The following is a 14,640-nucleotide window of genomic DNA, read 5'->3' as shown; positions in this document are numbered from 1 at the left end:
CTCCTCAGATGTCGATGTTGACGATGCGCCGGATGATCAGGATGCCCAGGATCTCCATGATGGCGATCAGGGTCACCAGGATGTAGCCGAACAGATGGTTCATCATCGGCTCCATCAGGTCGGGACGCATCGAGTTGAGCACCATGCCGAGCACCGCCGGCATGGAGGCGACGATCCAGCCCTGCAGCTTGCCCTGCGAGGTGAGCGCGTCGATCTTGCCCTCCAGACGGAAGCGCTCGCGGATCACGGTGGAGATCGTCTCGAACATCTCCGCCATGTTGCCGCCCAGCTGGCGCGCGATGTTGGTGGACACCACCACCAGCTCCAGGTCGTCACTGCCCACGCGCTTGGCCATGTTGACCAGCGCCTCTTCCATGGGAACGCCCAGCTTCATCTCCTTCACGAAGAGGCCGAACTCCTGGGACAGCGGCGGCAGCGCCTCCCGGGCCACGTGCTCCACGGCCTGGGGGAACGTGAGGCCGGCCTTGAACGCGTTGGCCATGGCCTGAAGCGCGTCCACCAGCTGCACGTTGAACTTCTTGATGCGGCGCTTGCGGTAGTACTTCACCAGGAGCATCGGCAGGAAGAAGCCGAAGATCGTGGCGCCCACGCAGAGGATGGGGTTGAAGATGATGTAGCTGAGGATGCCCAGAAGGCACATCGACGCGATGTTGAGGACCAACATCTGCCGCGGGTCGATGAACAGGAACATGTCGCTCAAGTCGTTCATCGACTTGGCGACGTAGCGCTCCTGGTATTGCTCGTACGCCTTCGCGAGCACGGTGAAGATCACCAGGCTGAAGAAGAAGACCGAGCCGGTGACGAGGAGTAGGACTATTCCTGGCAGCATGCGCTGAGGCTCCCTGGGGGGCTTTGCTCAGACGAGGCGCCTTACGGCGACCCCGGGGACGCGGTCTTCTCGGCCGAGTTGCCCTTGATGATCTGGATGATCTCCGCGCGCTTCTTCTCCAGCACGCGGGTGCGCTCGCCGGACAGCAGCGTGCTGATCGTCGCGCGGCCGCGCTCCTCGATGATGTCCACGTCGTCATCGTTGCGCAGCGACAGCGTGAGCGCGCCCAGCTCCTGCGCGAGCACCAGGATCTCCGCCTCCTCCGGGATGACCATCAGCGAGATGTTGGCGTACTCGCGCTGGTTCTCCGGGATGAGGTTCACGTTGGTGGTACCGGTGATCTTACCGGTGGCCAGCACGATCACGTTCTGCAGCAGCGTGACGGCGACGCTCTCGTCCGTCTGCGGATCGCGGAAGGTGCCGATCACGTCCACGTGATCGTTGGGCCGGATCCAGCCGCCCACCGCCGTGGCCGACTTGGCGTCGATGGTGATGGCGCGCGTCTTCTTCTGCACCTTGGTGGACAGGCGCTCGGCGGCCTTCGTGGTCTCGAACTGGCTCCAGAGCAACGGGTCGCCCGCCTGCAGCGGCACGAGCACCTTCTGGTTCACGACGTAGGACGCGGAGTCCGGCTTCACCACCGACGAGGTGACGAACTGCTCCGGCACCGAGCGCTGGGAAATCATGTCGAAGGTGACGACCGTTCCCTCGGGGATGTCCTGGGACGCCACTACCACCGGCACCAGGTTCCAGCCGCGGCGGACGTCCGCTTCCTTCTTCTTGATGGCGGAGTACGCGACGACACCGGCCAGCAAACCGAGTACCAGTGCGACGACGAGTGGAGTCTTACCCTTCAGCATTGCTCAAGACCTCCCAAGGGGGGGCGTGGGAACGCCATGCGGCGATTGAAAACTTGTCGAGGGAACGGAACGCGCAGTTACACGCGAGCCCGAAAACGAGGTGCGATGTTATCCGCGTGACGTATCGGGTGTCAAAACGACCTCCCGGGAGAAGCTGGCAAACCCTGGACTTCCAGAACGATCTTGAGGGTTTGCAGCGCGAGGCCGAGTCTCTTCCCGGGTCTCACTGCGCGCCAGCCTACCTGCTGGGGGGGCAGGAGGCTACATGATCCTCACGGCAAGGGGATCCGCGCGGGCAGATCGGGGTTGTAGAGCCCCTGCAGCACCACGGGAGCGCCGGTCTCATCCCCGAGGACCTGGGGAAGGCCCTGGGGAGAGAGCCCCACCAGGCGGATCTCGAACGAGGCGCCATCCGGAGACACGTAGAGCAGCAGCGTGCCGGGGATGAGAGGCTCGGGGCGGGCCTCGGGCGTTTCCACCCGAACCACCCGAGGCGGTACCTGCTGGAAGGTGCGCGTGCGGATGGGGCTCTCGGAGGGAGCAGCGCGCGCGAGCGCTTCCTGCCAGGGCTCGAGCGCCACCGGCACCTCGCCGCGCTCCTGGAGCCGGCCCACCATGGCGGTCTGCACGCTCTGACCGAGCTGGATGAGCCGGGTGTTGATGGCGAGCTCGGAGGGGTTTTCCCGGGGCGGACTGCCCGCGGCCCCGAGCACCACGGCCCCTGCCCCACCAAGGACGAGCCAGGAGACACCGAGCGGAGCGGAGCGGCCACGCGCGAGCGCCACCAGGAGTGCGGCGGCCCCCACGGTGGCCAGCGCCGAGCCCAGCAGGAGGAGGGCTCGAGGCGGCGGGCCTGCATGATAGGGGCGCCCGAGTGCGAACCACCCATGCCGCCACTCGGGTACGGCCGCAGCCACCACCCCCGCCACGATGGCGAGGAAGATGGCCGCATGAACCAGGCGCAGGGCCAACGGAGAGCGGCCGGGCGCCTCGCGACGCTCCGTCACGGGAACGGCAGGTTCAGCACGAAGTAATAGGAGTCGTAGTAGATTTGGTACGCCTCGAGGAACAGGTCGAAGACGTTCTTGTCCTGCCCACCGCCCCAGTCCATCTTCACCGACGAGGCGATGATGAGGGCGACGATCAAGACCCAGTTGATCATGGAGTACTCGACCATCGCCTGACCGCGCTGACGGCGGCGAGAGGTCCAGGTCTTGTTCACGTCACTCATGGGTTTCCTCCTCCAACCAGGGGAGCTGGGGGAACGCCTTCTCCGCATACTCCAACTTCACCTGCGGTGTCTTGGGGTCTGGCAACAGCATACGGGACCTGGCGTTCACTCCATACTCGACGACTTCCATCGCGTGGGAGATGCGGGGGATCTCGATCTTCGCGAGCTGGAGGATGGGAATCTCCCGGCTCATCCACGTTCGCTTGACGACAGTGCTGCGATAGAGGACCTCGATGGGCACGGCGGTCACCGTGCCTGCCGGGGTCATGAGGCGTGTCTCCTGGCCCGATCTTACCACGGGGGGCTCGGGCAGCCGCCCGGCGGGAGCGGCCGGAGGGGCCTGCGGCGATGGATGCTTCGTGAGTGTCCAATCGAGCGCCTCCTGCGAATACTCCTGGGGCTTGTCGAAGCCCATGGCGACGACGAGGCGGGTGATGCCCTCCGGATCGAAGGCCGTGCCATTGCCCCGGGCGATGAGCATGCGGATCTGCGACAGGGGCGCGCGCATGGCCGGGTGGGTGCCGGTCTCCATCTCCAGCCAGAGCGCGTCGCGGCCCTTCTTGTCCTTCTCCTCGCCGACCACCGCGAGGCGCCAGTAGTGAACACGGGCTCCGCCGCCGTCGAGCTTGTACGTCACCCAGTCCCCGACCTGGGTGGTGCGCAGGCCCTTGGACAGGTGGTCCATCAGGCTCTTCCCGGGCACGGACGCCGGGGCGGGAGTGGCCCCGAGCAGGACGAGCACCAGCGCCAGGGCCCTCATGGCGAACCCTCCGCGCGAGCCTTCTTCGCCTGCTGTTCGCGCTCCCAGGCCGCGCGGCTCTGGCGCACCGCCTCGTCATTGGGCAGCGCATCCGGACGATCTGAGCCCACCCACATCTGGAGCACCGCTGTCACCTCGCTGTCCACGCGGCTGAGCGTGGTGAGCACCTGGGAGCCCTGCCGGGAGTGCTCCAGGGTGAAGCGCGGCCCATCGTCCCGCTTGAGGCCCGCCTCGCGAATCAGGGTGTAACCCTGCTGGGTCATCGAGTCGACCACCTGCTGGCGTACGCTCTCGACACTCCCCTTCACCAGCGAGGAGCGATGCTGCGAGCCGCCCGGATCATCGCGCGTGGTGATGTCCTGGCTGAACAGGGTGCCCTCCAGCTTCACCAGCCCGCCGCCGGGCTTGCGCGGAGCATGGACCCAGAGATCCCTCAGGGCGGTGAACCCCACCGTCTTCCCCAGATACCGGCGCAGCACCACGCCGCGCTGCAGGCCCTCGCGGGTGTAGAGGGCGGAGACCACGGCCTCCTCGCGCAGATCGCCCTCCACCACCGTGGGGTAGCCCAGCTCGCGCCAGTGGTCGGCGAAGTAGCCCGCCACCTTCTCCAGCGAGTCCTCCGTGGTGAAGTAGGCCAGGCGGTAATACTCGCCGGCGATGACCAGATCGTTCCCGATGCGCGTGTGCACGGCGCCCGGGTACATGGGCAGTTCCTGCTCGGCGCTCGCGGCCATCGCCACGAGGAGCACGCTCCACAGCCCGGCCTGGGCCAGCGCTCTACTCGCAGTCGATCGCATACGCCTTGCTCTCATCGCCCTTGGTGCCCTCGTCACTCTTGGGCGCGGAGGGATCGGTGGCCTGCGCGTTCTTGCAGCCCATGAAGTGGTCGCCGCGCGCCTTGAAGATCTGGATGTACTGAGACTTATCGTAGGGCTGGTCCCGGAACGGCGCGGTCTCGAAGCACGTGGGCCGCGGCCAGTCGATCTGGGAGAACTTGTTCAGGTTGTTGAGGCCACCCTCGGCCTGCGCGGGATAGGACTCGATGCCCGTGTCCTCGCCGATGCACTCGCGGCCCCAGGTCGAGGCGGAATCTCCGCTCGGGCTGGGTCCATAGTTGTGCGAGACCACGAAGGTGCCCAGGAACGCCGGGGAGAAGCTCTGGAGGAACTGCCGGAACTGACCGATGCCTCCGACCGCTTCCTCCAACTCGCTGCGGAGGCCGAGGAACACCATCCGGTCCACCTGCTTGTAGAGACCGTGAGGCATGTTCTCGGGCCCGCTGCGGTGGGCGCCCGCGCGCCGGCCTCGGATGGTGGCATCGGCGCCGTCATCCATGGCCCACGGATCGGCGTACATGGAGAAGCGGGACTGGAGCGCGAGGCTGCGAATGTTCTTGCCCCCGAGGGGATCCACCTTGAAGAAGCCGCCCTGGCCGCCCTGGTCCAGGTAGCTCTGGGGGATGAGCACGTCGTTGAACTTCATGCTCACCTCGGACTGCACCCAGCCCTTGGTATTGAAGTCCCAGACGTTGCCGAGCAGCTGGTTGGCGCCGGCGTTCACCGCGCCCACCACCGAGCTGCCGAGCCCACCCGCGTCATTGCCGAGCACCAAACCCTGCTCGAAGAACGGCACTTCCTTGTTGTGCACCGTGCCTTGCACTTCGGAGTAGCGCGCGACGAAGTTGCCCGGCGGAGCGTTGGACTCCACGGAGTCCAGGTCCTTGTAGCGCTCGACGGCCTCTTCCATCATTTCTCGCTGCGCGTCGGTGAAGGCCTCGTCGTGCTTCGCGTTGGCGAAATCGCTCAGGGTGTAGCTCGTCATCTCCCAGACGGTGTAGCGCGCGAACTCCTGGAGCTTGAGCTTCGCCCTCACCAGTTCGGTGAGGTACATGCTGAACATCAGGATCATCACCAGCACGGGGATGATGAGCGCGAACTCGACCGTGGCGGCACCACGCCGGGCGTCTGAGCGCTGGGCTAGGGGTCTCATCGGTCGGGCCTCAGTGGGTGATGATCTTCGGCGGGATGTTCTTCAACGGGCCTGGGAGCCTGTCCACCACGTCGCCCACGAAGGGCAGCGAGTGCCGCCCCTGGTAGACGGAGGCCAACCGGGGCCGCCAGTACGGGTTGAAGAAGTTGGGCTGCTCGGCCCAGTTGCCCGGCCGGTGGTAGTAGGTCTGCCCGCGCGAGACGACGTTCAACCCCTCGATGGCGGAGAGGAACTTCATCCGGTTGTTCTTCATCTCCAGCGTGGGGGTGGAGTTGGAGAACTTCCACTTCACCTTGCCGTCCTGGTTCAGGAGCGCGATGTCGTTCGAGCCCGTGCCCTCGTGGTCGGTGTGGCCCGCGTTGGTGAGCTGATCGGCCGTCTTGTTGAGGATGGCCCACGTGGAGGGCTGGTTGAAGTCGTGCTTGTAGCGAGAGGCCGCCGCATCGTTGTTCACGGCGCTGCCACAGGTGTCTCCGTACTGGCCCGGCTCGAAGTGCATGAAGGGGGTGATGCCCTTCCACGGGTGGTTGCCGTCCTCGGCGGGCATGACGTTGGCCGTGTAGACGCTCATCTCGACCGGACAGAACCCCAGGATCTTGACCACGCAGACCTTGCTGCGGTGGACCCCGACGTCCGCCTCCGATCCCGAGGGCTTGTACACCTTGCGCCAGGAGTCACCCACCGGCTGGGTGTTGTGGTGGATGCGCCAGTGCACGCCGCCGTCGTTGTATGAGTTCTCCTTCGCGTTCATCGCCCAGATGCTGGTCTTCATCGTCGTCTTGAAGGTCAGCTTGTTGCTGCCGGCCTCGCCGTAGCCCTTGCGCGGATCGCCCCAGCACTCGCGGGGGTTGTCCTCCTTCTTGCACGCGAGCGGGTTGCGGAACGGGCCCAGGTTCGAGGGGCCGAACTTGATCCAGTACAGATCGTCCGAGCCCAGGTTGTCTCCCTGAGCCAGCCGCCCGAGCGTGGGCTCGATGCCGTCGTTCCAGTCCCGGATGGTGTTGCGCGCCTTGCTGGAGTCATTCACCTCGGTGGCCTTGGCGACGCCGGGGTTGTTGGCCGTGAGCAGGCGCGTCTGCCCGTACTTGGCGAAGCTGAACACGGGCGTGTCGATGTCCTTGCTGAGCAGATCGCGGATGGGGCCCAGGCCATCCGGCAGCGGGATGAGATCTCCCAGCTTGCGCGAGGTGATGAAGCCCTCGGGGCAGATGCCGCCCTCCGCGTCACAGGCGTAGCGGGTGGCGTTGGCGATGCCCGCCATGGAGCGCTTGGCGCGCGCCTCCTTGTCCGTGTGCTTCTTCTTGAGCGGATCGATGGGGGTCAGCGGGTTGACGCCCGGAGCGAGCGGACTGCCTCCCGCTTCACGGAAGTGCGCCTGATCAAAGAGACATGCGCTGAGCGCGCCCGAGGCGAACTGGCCCAGCTTTGAGTCCACGTTCTTGTCGTTGTCGTAGATGACCGAGTCCGTGGTCTGCCCCACATGGGACACTGTGGACAGCATCACCGCCTGCGAGGCCATGAACATGGCCGAGTTGAGCAACTGGTGGGCGGGTATCACCCCGCGGCCTATCCATTTGTCCGGGTTGGCGGTGCGTAAGACGGTCTGGAAGGCCTTGATCAGGTTCTTGAAGATGCCGATGAATTTGTCGATCGCCTTCAGGATCTGACTCACGTACGGCACCACGTTCTCGAGGATGGGACAGGCCACCTTCCAGAAGGGTCCGTCCGCATCTCCCGCGCAGGGGTCCAGCGTCTTCATGAACCCATAGATGTCGGTGACGAAGGCCTCGGCGAAGTAGATGAGCGACAGCAGGGACTGCCACATCATCGCCGAGACGTAGTGCGACACCTGGGTGCGGTTGGCGTACGCGTAGAAGTTGAAGGCGCGCGCCTCCATGGCCGCCATGGAGTAGGCCGCCGCATCCGCGGTGTTCTGCAGGCGGACGCGCTCGTGAATGGTGTGGCCCAGGTTCACCGTGGTGAGCACGGCGATGGACATCAGCAGCACGAGCAGCGCCGCCATGACGAGGGCCTGGCCCTCCTGGCGGCGGAAGCTCTGTCGCAAGACACGGGTGAACATGGCCTAGAGGCCCCAATCCGGGTTGAGGTGCAGGATCCACTTCCGGTGGAAGTTGGACTGCATGCGCATGGAGTAAGTGGCCGTCAGCGGCAGGAAGTAGCGCTTGCCCACCAGGTCCGAGACGAGCGGGATGCTCCCGGTGGCCAGCCCCCAGAGGACCCACATCTCCGGGGCGTACACGGAGTTGTAGCCGCGCTCGTGGGACATGCCCTTCGCCTTGCCCATGAGGGAGGCCAGGTCCGCGTTCCGGTTGAGCATGTTGGCCTTCTCGAGCGTGGGCCGGTCGATGGCGCCGTGGAGCGCCACCTGGGCGTTGGAGGCGTACCACGCGGTGAAGATGACCCAGTTGGCGAACGGCACGCGCATCTCGTACCAGTAGCGCAGGCGGATCGTCAGCCGTGTGGCCTTGCGGTACACCGTCTCGGCGTCATCCGGCTCGGGCAGGTTGAAGAACTTGCGGATCTTGTCCTCGAGCGCTGGCACTTCCGGGAAGCTGTCCGGCCCGTCGAAGTCCAGCTCCTTCCAGTTGTACCCCTCGCGCAGCTTCCAGATCGTGTCGATGGGCGTGAAGTAGGCCGGGTTGATGGTGTCCACCCGGATCATCCCGAACAGGTTGGAGCCGTTGAACGACGAGGGCGGCTTCACCTCGGTGGCGCTCCAGGCCAGGGTGCGCAGCGCCGTGTCGTACGTCTGGTGGAGCGCCCAGGTGGTGCCCAGGCTGGCCAGATCATTGGTGCGGCCCATTGTCGGCAGCAGGGCGATGATGGCCGCGTCGTGCATGCGCTCGTTGTTGCCGTTCCACACGATGCCCGCCCGCGCCGCCTGGAACGCCGCGTACTCCGTCATCAGCTTCGCGTGCTGGATCATCGTGAGCTGGATGATCCCCAGTGCCATGAAGACCATGAGCGGCAGGATCAACGCTGCCTCCACGGCCACCTGGCCCGACTCCCGACCTGACTCCCCAACTTGCATGTCGTCCATTATCGGAGCAAGGAGGGGGCGGTCGCATCGGTCAATTGGACCGTGCCCTCCCCTGCTTCCGCCGAGACTGGAATCGGCCTTGTCACTGGGCCTGCGCTGGAGCCGAAGCCGGGGCTTCCGGCTCCGCGGCCTTCTTGGTGGCCTTCTTGCCGGCTCTGGGGGAGGGTTGAGGCTTGGCTTCACTCTCCTCGAAGTCCTGGCTGCTCAGGCGCTTGCGAGCCACCTGGGCGGCACTGGAGCCTGGAGCCTCCTGGATCACCTGGTTGCAGGCCTCACTCTGGCCGAGGGCGAGCTCCGCCTGGCACAACCGGTCGAGCAGCCCCAGACGCACAGTGCCAGTGACACCGGAGTCCAGCGCCCGGCGCAGGAGTTGAGCCTCGCGGGCCCGGTCACCCGAGCGTCGGGCGCCTTCCGCCAGCTTGGACAGCTCGGACGGTGAGGGCTCCTCGGCCTGGCGCTTCGGCTCGGGACGCGCCGTGGATGCCGCGGGCGTCGAGGGCGAAGGCATGGGAGCAGCTGCGACCGGAGGAGGCGGAGGCGCCGCGGCGGCCACCTCGGCCGTCTGCTCGCGCCGAGCCGTGGACTTCTTGGCGACGAAGACATCATCGAAGTCATCACCGGGGGCGCTCTGCCCAGAGGCAGCACCCCCAGGAGCGGAGCCGGTCGGGAGCGAGCCAGCCCTGCTGTTGTTCAACCGAAGCGGCTCTTGCGCGGGCGCCATCTGTTGGAGGTCACCCTGAGCCACTGGCCCGTTCGCATCGGCGGGAGCCGCTTCTTGCTTGGGCAGGGCTGTGACCATCTCGGGCATGGGCTCCGAAGGAGCTCCTTCGGATTCCGAGTCCACTGTCGTCGCCCGGGGCTTCTTGAGCGGTCCCACCTGGGTCATCGCGTCGCGCGACTCGTACGAGTAGCTCTTCGACTTCTTTCTCTCGTAGGCGTCCTTCGAATCATCGGACACGCGGCCCAGCTCGTCGTTCGCTCTATAGCGCTCCGAGGCGACACCGGCGCCCGCGTTGCTCCATTCCTCTCGGGGCGCCTTGGCACTGGACGAGACAGAGCCCTTGCGAGAGGACTCCTTGGCCAGCACGGTTCCATCCAGCTTCGCTGGCGGGGCGGACGGTGGAGGCGTCATTGTCGCTGTGGGCTGCGCTGCCTTGTCCTGCTCATCGGAGACCCCATAGCCGTCGGCATTCATCGCCTGGGCCAGGGCATCCTTCCTGGCGGGAGGCGGCGCGGCAGGGCCGGCCCTGGGAGAGGGCGCGGGAGCGGCAACCGCCGGAGGAGGCTCGCGAAAAGCGCTCTCGGACTTGGCGACGACCGCCTTCTCGCGCACGGAGTCGCTCTGCTTCGCGAGCTCGGGGCTGAGGTTGACCGACTTGCTGACCTGGATCGACACGATGCCGAAGAGGCACACCGCGGCGACGCTGGTCAGAGGCACCAGCCAGCGCCGCCACCACGTGGGCTTGGGAGCGGGACCCTCAGCCGCGTTGCGAGCCGCCTGCTGCGCGTAGGCCAGCAGCGACTCCAGCCCCGCATCCGGAGCGGGCTCCATGGGGAGCTGCGCCATGGTGGTCCGCACGCCGCGAATGTCCGCGAGCAGCTCGCTGCACCGGGTACAGCCTTCGAGGTGGGACTCCACCGCGCGGGCCTCGAGCGGAGGCAGCTCGCCGTAGACGAAGTCGAGGAGTCTGTCCTCTTGAGCGTGGGAGTTCTGGGGCTTCATCCCGCCACCGTCCTTCCGTCCTCGGCCAGATCGCCGTCCACGCCCATCTCCGCCAGCCGGCGCCGCAAACCATCGAGGGCATAGCGCATCCGGCTCTTCACCGTGTTCTCGGAGACTCCGGTCACCTCGGCGATCTCCTTGAAGGCAATGCCGCTGTACTCACGCAACAGGAAGACCTCGCGCTGCTCTTCCGGAAGGCTGGCCAGGGCACGCTCGATCAGCGGACGGAGGCGGGCGTTGAAGGCGCCACGCTCGGGGCTGGCTCCGCCGTCCGGGAGTCCTTCTCCCAGTGGCCGGCCCTCGTCGCCGCCGGCCCCATTGCCCGTGGGTGCCTCCAGGGAGGAGGCCTGCCGGTAGCTCTCTTTGCGCGCGCTGTCCACGCAGAGATTCCTCGCGATCGTATAGAGCCAGGTCGTGAATTTGGCCTTGGCTTCGTATTCCTTGGAACTGCGTACCACCTTCAGCCACGTCTCCTGCAGCACGTCCTCCGCCCGTGCCCGGTGCCCCGTGAAACGGAGGATGAAGTTGAAGACCGGCGTCCGGTGCCTTCGCACCAGCGTCTCGAACGCACGAGCGTCTCCCGCCTTGAAGGCGAGCATCAGCCGTTCGTCTGGGATCTCCGGTCCCACCACTCCCCCGTCACGAGGCCACGGGTCTTCCCCGTCCCCTCCCACCCTCGCCTTGAACGGGCGAAGCAGCGGTTGGGTCTAGCCGGGGCGTGGCCTTCGGTAAGTGGCGAGAATGACAGGGACGGCGACGGCTGTCACGAGGGCTGCCTGTGCCAGCAGGACGGCCGGCAGGGGCCGCTGGACATGGACGTAGAGCGACCGGCCGAGCGCCAGCCCCAGCAGAACGCCCGTGACGGTGCGCACGAGGTTGGAACCGCCCGCGGGCCGGAAGCGTCCGAGCGCCCAGTCCGCGAGTGCCGGCAAGGTGAGCAAGAGCACGCCGGGCACGTCCCACTTCCACTGGAGCGGAGCGCGCACGGCAAACAGGCCCACCATGGCGGCCAGGAGCACGGGGTACGTGCCCAGGCAGCGCGCGCAGATGCGCACTCCGCCCAGGACGTAGGTGCGGTTGTATTCATCCTCCCGGTGGTGGCTGAGCCAGAACACCCTGCGCTCCTTCCGTTGCGGGGGACTCCCCGGTCACTCGGGCCTCCGGCTCCGCCAGGAAGCAGGCGGCGGTGTGGCCATTGCCCAGCACATATAAAGGAGGCGTCTCGCGCCGACAGCGCTCGAAGGCGTGGGGGCAGCGCGGGTGGAACGCGCACCCCGGCGGCGGCGCCAGCGGCGAGGGCACATCTCCCTGGAGGATGATGCGCGTGCGCTTGCGGTCCGGGTCCGGCACGGGAACGGCGGACAGCAGCGCTTGCGTGTACGGGTGGCGCGGGCGGCGGTAGAGATCGGCCGCGTTGGCCAGCTCGACGATCTTCCCCAGGTACATCACCGCCACGCGGGTGGAGATGTACTCGACGATCTTGAGATCGTGCGCGATGAAGACGTAGGTGAGCTTCAGCTCGCGCTGTAGATCCACCAGCAGGTTGACGATCTGCGCCTGGATGGACACGTCGAGCGCGCTGATGGGCTCATCCGCGATGACCAGGTCCGGCCGCATGGCGATGGAGCGAGCGATGCCGATGCGCTGGCGCTGGCCGCCCGAGAACTCGTGGGGGTAGCGCTCCATCGCGTCGCGCGGCAGCCCCATCAGCTCCAGCAGCGCCAGCACCTTCTCCTCGCGCTCGCGCCCCCGAGCCAGTCCGTGGATATCGAACGGCTCGCCGATGATGTCGCGCACCGTCATCCGCGGGTTCAGCGAGGCGTACGGATCCTGGAAGATGAGCTGCATGCGCCGGCGCAGGGGCCGGAGCTCTCGCTGTGAGAGGCCCGCGAGTTCCTGTCCCTCGAAGCGGATGGAGCCGGCGGTGGGATCGATGAGCCGCAGCAACGTCCGGCCCAGGGTGCTCTTGCCGCAGCCGCTCTCCCCCACCAGTCCGAGCGTCTCGCCGCGCACGACGTCGAAGCTCACGCCATCCACGGCCTTCACGGTGCCACGCACGCGCCCCAGCAGGCCGCCGCGCACTGGGAAGTGCGTCTTCACGTCTCGGACCTGGAGGAGCGGCTCGGTCATGGCGCGGGCACCGGGTTGTGGCACGCGGCGGACTGCCCGTCACGCTTCAGCTCGAGCGGTGGATCCACCTTCCCGCATATCTCGAGCGCACGCTCGCAGCGATCCCGGAAGCGACAGCCCACGGGCAGCCGGCGCAGGCTCGGCACCATTCCAGGGATGGTCTTCAGGCGCTGGCGCCCTGCCCCGCTCTCCGTGTCCTGGAACGAAGGAATGGAGCGCAGCAGGCCCGCCGTGTACGGGTGCGCGGGCCGACTGAAGAGAGCGCGCACCGGAGCCTGCTCCACCACACGGCCTGCGTACATCACCACCACCGCGTCGCAGCTCTCGGCCACCACGCCCAGATCGTGGGTGATCAGCATCACCGCCATGCCGCGCTCGGCCTGCAGCCGCTTGAGCAGATCCAGGATCTGCGCCTGGATCGTCACATCCAGCGCGGTGGTGGGCTCGTCCGCGATGACCAGCTCCGGGTTGCACGCCAACGCCATGGCGATCATCACCCGCTGCCGCATGCCTCCGGAGAGCTGGTGCGGGTATGCATCCACGCGCTGCTCGGGCGCGGGGATGCCCACCTGACGCAGCATCTCCATCGCGCGCGCCTTCGCCTGCTTCCGATCCAGCTTCTGATGCAGCCGCACCGTCTCGCCGATCTGCTCGCCCACCGTGTACACGGGATTGAGCGACGTCATCGGCTCCTGGAAGATCATGGAGATGTGGTTGCCGCGGATGCGGCGCATCTCCGCCTCGGGGAGCGACAGCAGATCCCGACCCTTGAAGCGGATCTCCCCGCCCACCACGCGGCCCGGCGGATCAGGCACCAGCCTCATGACAGAGAGCGCAGTGACGCTCTTGCCGCAACCGCTCTCGCCCACCACACCCAGCGTGCCACCGGGTGGAATGGAGAAGGACACATCGTCCACCGCCAGCACCGAGCCCTCTTCCAAGGAGAACCGGGTCTTCAGGCCGCGGACTTCGAGGAGGGGTTCGCTCATGGGCAGGGGCTCGGGACGCAGCGGGAACCTCCCGGCACGTCCCTCACTTCCGGGACAGCTCGTCCAGGAACTCCTCCTCCTGGATGACCCGCTTCTTGATCAGCAGCCGGACGAGGGCCGCCACCATCTGCGCGGGCATGATCTTCTGCGTGGGAGCAGCCGGCTCCTCGCCTTGCGAGAGGCGCTCGAGATCATCGAGCACCGCCAGATCCTCCTCGGAGAAGTTCGGCGGCAGGTTGCGCTCGGGCGGCTTCACGTTCTTCGCAGCCCCGCCGAACATGATGACCGGCACCTTCGGCTGGTCGGGGCTCTCCGCCGCCTCGGGAGGCGGTGGAGGAGGCTTCTGCTGCGGCGAAGGCGGAGGCTGTGCCGGGCGCTTCTTCGTCCCGAGCAGATCGTCGATGAAGTCGTTGGCGGCCTCCTTGGGAGGAGGCGGCGGCGTGGCCGGCGACGGGGTCAGCAGCGGAGGCCGCGGCCGGGGAATGGGCGGAGTGTCCTCGTCGTGGGTCACCCAGTTGCCCTGCACCACGGGTGAACCGCGCTCGATCTTCATCCCGCCGTCGCCGTGCTCCTCGTCCACCGCCACGGCCTGAACGATGTCCAGCTTCTCCCCGCGCGCCTGGATGAGCGCGTTGTCGATGTCATCCGACGCGGCCACGTACACGCGGAGCGTCTTGCGGAGCTGGAAGCGCAGCTCGTCGAGCAGGGAGAGATCGCCCGGATCCTCCACCGCCACGTGGAGCCGCTCGTTCTTGCCCTCCTGCTCGAGCTTGAACGGGACGATGCGGTGCTCGGACTGGAAGTCGATCGCCAGCAGCGTCGCGACATCGTGAGGGATGTCCGGCAGCTCCACGAAGGGCAGATCGAACTGCGTGGCGAGCACCCGCGCGAGCTGCTTGGGGGTGATCATCCCCATGGACACCATCACCGAGCCCAGCCGATGGCCGCGGCCATAGGACCGCTTCTGGCCCAGCGCGGTCCGCACTTGTGCGTCCGTCGCGTAGCCAGCCTCGACCAGCAACTCGCCGATCTTCTTGCGCATGACCA

Annotated in this window: 15 protein-coding genes; all 15 read right to left on the bottom strand. The window is 66.9% G+C overall.

Annotated features, from left to right (window positions below):
• Positions 1 to 4: 4 nt before the first annotated feature.
• Positions 5 to 850 carry a type II secretion system F family protein gene (locus KY501_RS00715; RefSeq protein WP_224360386.1) on the bottom strand — a complete coding sequence of 282 codons (846 nt, stop codon included), beginning with the start codon at positions 848 to 850 and terminating at the stop codon, positions 5 to 7.
• Positions 851 to 891: 41 nt separating this feature from the next.
• Entirely contained in the window at positions 892 to 1,710 is an 819-nt protein-coding gene (gene cpaB, locus KY501_RS00710) for a Flp pilus assembly protein CpaB (protein WP_224360385.1), read from the bottom strand.
• A 272-nt stretch (positions 1,711 to 1,982) separates the two neighbouring features.
• Positions 1,983 to 2,717, bottom strand: coding sequence for a hypothetical protein (locus KY501_RS00705; RefSeq protein WP_224360384.1), 735 nt, complete (start codon positions 2,715 to 2,717; stop codon positions 1,983 to 1,985).
• Positions 2,714 to 2,941 (bottom strand): hypothetical protein, encoded by a 228-nt coding sequence (locus tag KY501_RS00700; protein ID WP_224360383.1) that lies wholly within the window; start codon positions 2,939 to 2,941, stop codon positions 2,714 to 2,716. Before KY501_RS00700 ends, KY501_RS00705 begins: the two co-directional genes overlap by 4 nt.
• Entirely contained in the window at positions 2,934 to 3,701 is a 768-nt protein-coding gene (locus tag KY501_RS00695) for a hypothetical protein (protein ID WP_224360382.1), read from the bottom strand. Before KY501_RS00695 ends, KY501_RS00700 begins: the two co-directional genes overlap by 8 nt.
• The gene (locus KY501_RS00690) at positions 3,698 to 4,498 is read right to left on the bottom strand and encodes a hypothetical protein (protein ID WP_224360381.1); all 801 of its coding nucleotides are present in this window, start codon (positions 4,496 to 4,498) and stop codon (positions 3,698 to 3,700) included. The genes KY501_RS00695 and KY501_RS00690 overlap by 4 nt, the downstream gene beginning before the upstream one ends.
• Positions 4,479 to 5,690: a TadE/TadG family type IV pilus assembly protein gene (locus tag KY501_RS00685; protein ID WP_224360380.1), complete on the bottom strand. Its 1,212-nt coding sequence runs from the start codon at positions 5,688 to 5,690 to the stop codon at positions 4,479 to 4,481. Before KY501_RS00685 ends, KY501_RS00690 begins: the two co-directional genes overlap by 20 nt.
• 10 nt (positions 5,691 to 5,700) lie before the next feature.
• A complete protein-coding gene (locus KY501_RS00680; RefSeq protein ID WP_224360379.1) occupies positions 5,701 to 7,770 on the bottom strand; it encodes a pilus assembly protein TadG-related protein in 2,070 nt (689 codons plus the stop codon).
• Positions 7,771 to 7,773: 3 nt separating this feature from the next.
• Positions 7,774 to 8,742, bottom strand: a complete 969-nt coding sequence (locus KY501_RS00675; RefSeq protein ID WP_224360378.1) for a TadE/TadG family type IV pilus assembly protein — start codon at positions 8,740 to 8,742, stop codon at positions 7,774 to 7,776.
• Positions 8,743 to 8,833: 91 nt separating this feature from the next.
• On the bottom strand, positions 8,834 to 10,474 hold the full coding sequence (locus KY501_RS00670; protein ID WP_224360377.1) for an anti-sigma factor family protein: 1,641 nt from the start codon (positions 10,472 to 10,474) through the stop codon (positions 8,834 to 8,836).
• Positions 10,471 to 11,106: an RNA polymerase sigma factor gene (locus tag KY501_RS00665; protein WP_224360376.1), complete on the bottom strand. Its 636-nt coding sequence runs from the start codon at positions 11,104 to 11,106 to the stop codon at positions 10,471 to 10,473. Before KY501_RS00665 ends, KY501_RS00670 begins: the two co-directional genes overlap by 4 nt.
• Positions 11,107 to 11,181: 75 nt before the next feature.
• The gene (locus tag KY501_RS00660; protein WP_224360375.1) at positions 11,182 to 11,589 is read right to left on the bottom strand and encodes a DUF2085 domain-containing protein; all 408 of its coding nucleotides are present in this window, start codon (positions 11,587 to 11,589) and stop codon (positions 11,182 to 11,184) included.
• Positions 11,558 to 12,604, bottom strand: a complete 1,047-nt coding sequence (locus KY501_RS00655) for an ABC transporter ATP-binding protein (RefSeq protein ID WP_224360374.1) — start codon at positions 12,602 to 12,604, stop codon at positions 11,558 to 11,560. Before KY501_RS00655 ends, KY501_RS00660 begins: the two co-directional genes overlap by 32 nt.
• Complete coding sequence (locus KY501_RS00650; protein WP_224360373.1) at positions 12,601 to 13,593, bottom strand: ABC transporter ATP-binding protein; 993 nt, start codon at positions 13,591 to 13,593, stop codon at positions 12,601 to 12,603. The genes KY501_RS00655 and KY501_RS00650 overlap by 4 nt, the downstream gene beginning before the upstream one ends.
• 43 nt (positions 13,594 to 13,636) lie before the next feature.
• Positions 13,637 to 14,635 (bottom strand): GspE/PulE/PilB domain-containing protein, encoded by a 999-nt coding sequence (locus tag KY501_RS00645; protein WP_224360372.1) that lies wholly within the window; start codon positions 14,633 to 14,635, stop codon positions 13,637 to 13,639.
• Positions 14,636 to 14,640 lie beyond the last annotated feature (5 nt).

Source organism: Hyalangium versicolor, from assembly GCF_020103695.1.
Classification (GTDB): domain Bacteria; phylum Myxococcota; class Myxococcia; order Myxococcales; family Myxococcaceae; genus Hyalangium; species Hyalangium versicolor.
The sequence above is the reverse complement of the archived record's forward strand: the minus strand, read 5'-3'. Positions and strand labels throughout refer to the sequence as shown.

Coding starts and splice junctions, on each gene's coding strand:
- KY501_RS00715 (WP_224360386.1), bottom strand. CDS start 850: ATGCTGCCAGGAATAGTCCTACTCCTCGTCACCGGCTCGGTCTTCTTC.
- cpaB (WP_224360385.1), bottom strand. CDS start 1,710: ATGCTGAAGGGTAAGACTCCACTCGTCGTCGCACTGGTACTCGGTTTG.
- KY501_RS00700 (WP_224360383.1), bottom strand. CDS start 2,941: ATGAGTGACGTGAACAAGACCTGGACCTCTCGCCGCCGTCAGCGCGGT.
- KY501_RS00695 (WP_224360382.1), bottom strand. CDS start 3,701: ATGAGGGCCCTGGCGCTGGTGCTCGTCCTGCTCGGGGCCACTCCCGCC.
- KY501_RS00690 (WP_224360381.1), bottom strand. CDS start 4,498: ATGCGATCGACTGCGAGTAGAGCGCTGGCCCAGGCCGGGCTGTGGAGC.
- KY501_RS00685 (WP_224360380.1), bottom strand. CDS start 5,690: ATGAGACCCCTAGCCCAGCGCTCAGACGCCCGGCGTGGTGCCGCCACG.
- KY501_RS00680 (WP_224360379.1), bottom strand. CDS start 7,770: ATGTTCACCCGTGTCTTGCGACAGAGCTTCCGCCGCCAGGAGGGCCAG.
- KY501_RS00675 (WP_224360378.1), bottom strand. CDS start 8,742: ATGCAAGTTGGGGAGTCAGGTCGGGAGTCGGGCCAGGTGGCCGTGGAG.
- KY501_RS00670 (WP_224360377.1), bottom strand. CDS start 10,474: ATGAAGCCCCAGAACTCCCACGCTCAAGAGGACAGACTCCTCGACTTC.
- KY501_RS00655 (WP_224360374.1), bottom strand. CDS start 12,604: ATGACCGAGCCGCTCCTCCAGGTCCGAGACGTGAAGACGCACTTCCCA.
- KY501_RS00650 (WP_224360373.1), bottom strand. CDS start 13,593: ATGAGCGAACCCCTCCTCGAAGTCCGCGGCCTGAAGACCCGGTTCTCC.
- KY501_RS00645 (WP_224360372.1), bottom strand. CDS start 14,635: ATGCGCAAGAAGATCGGCGAGTTGCTGGTCGAGGCTGGCTACGCGACG.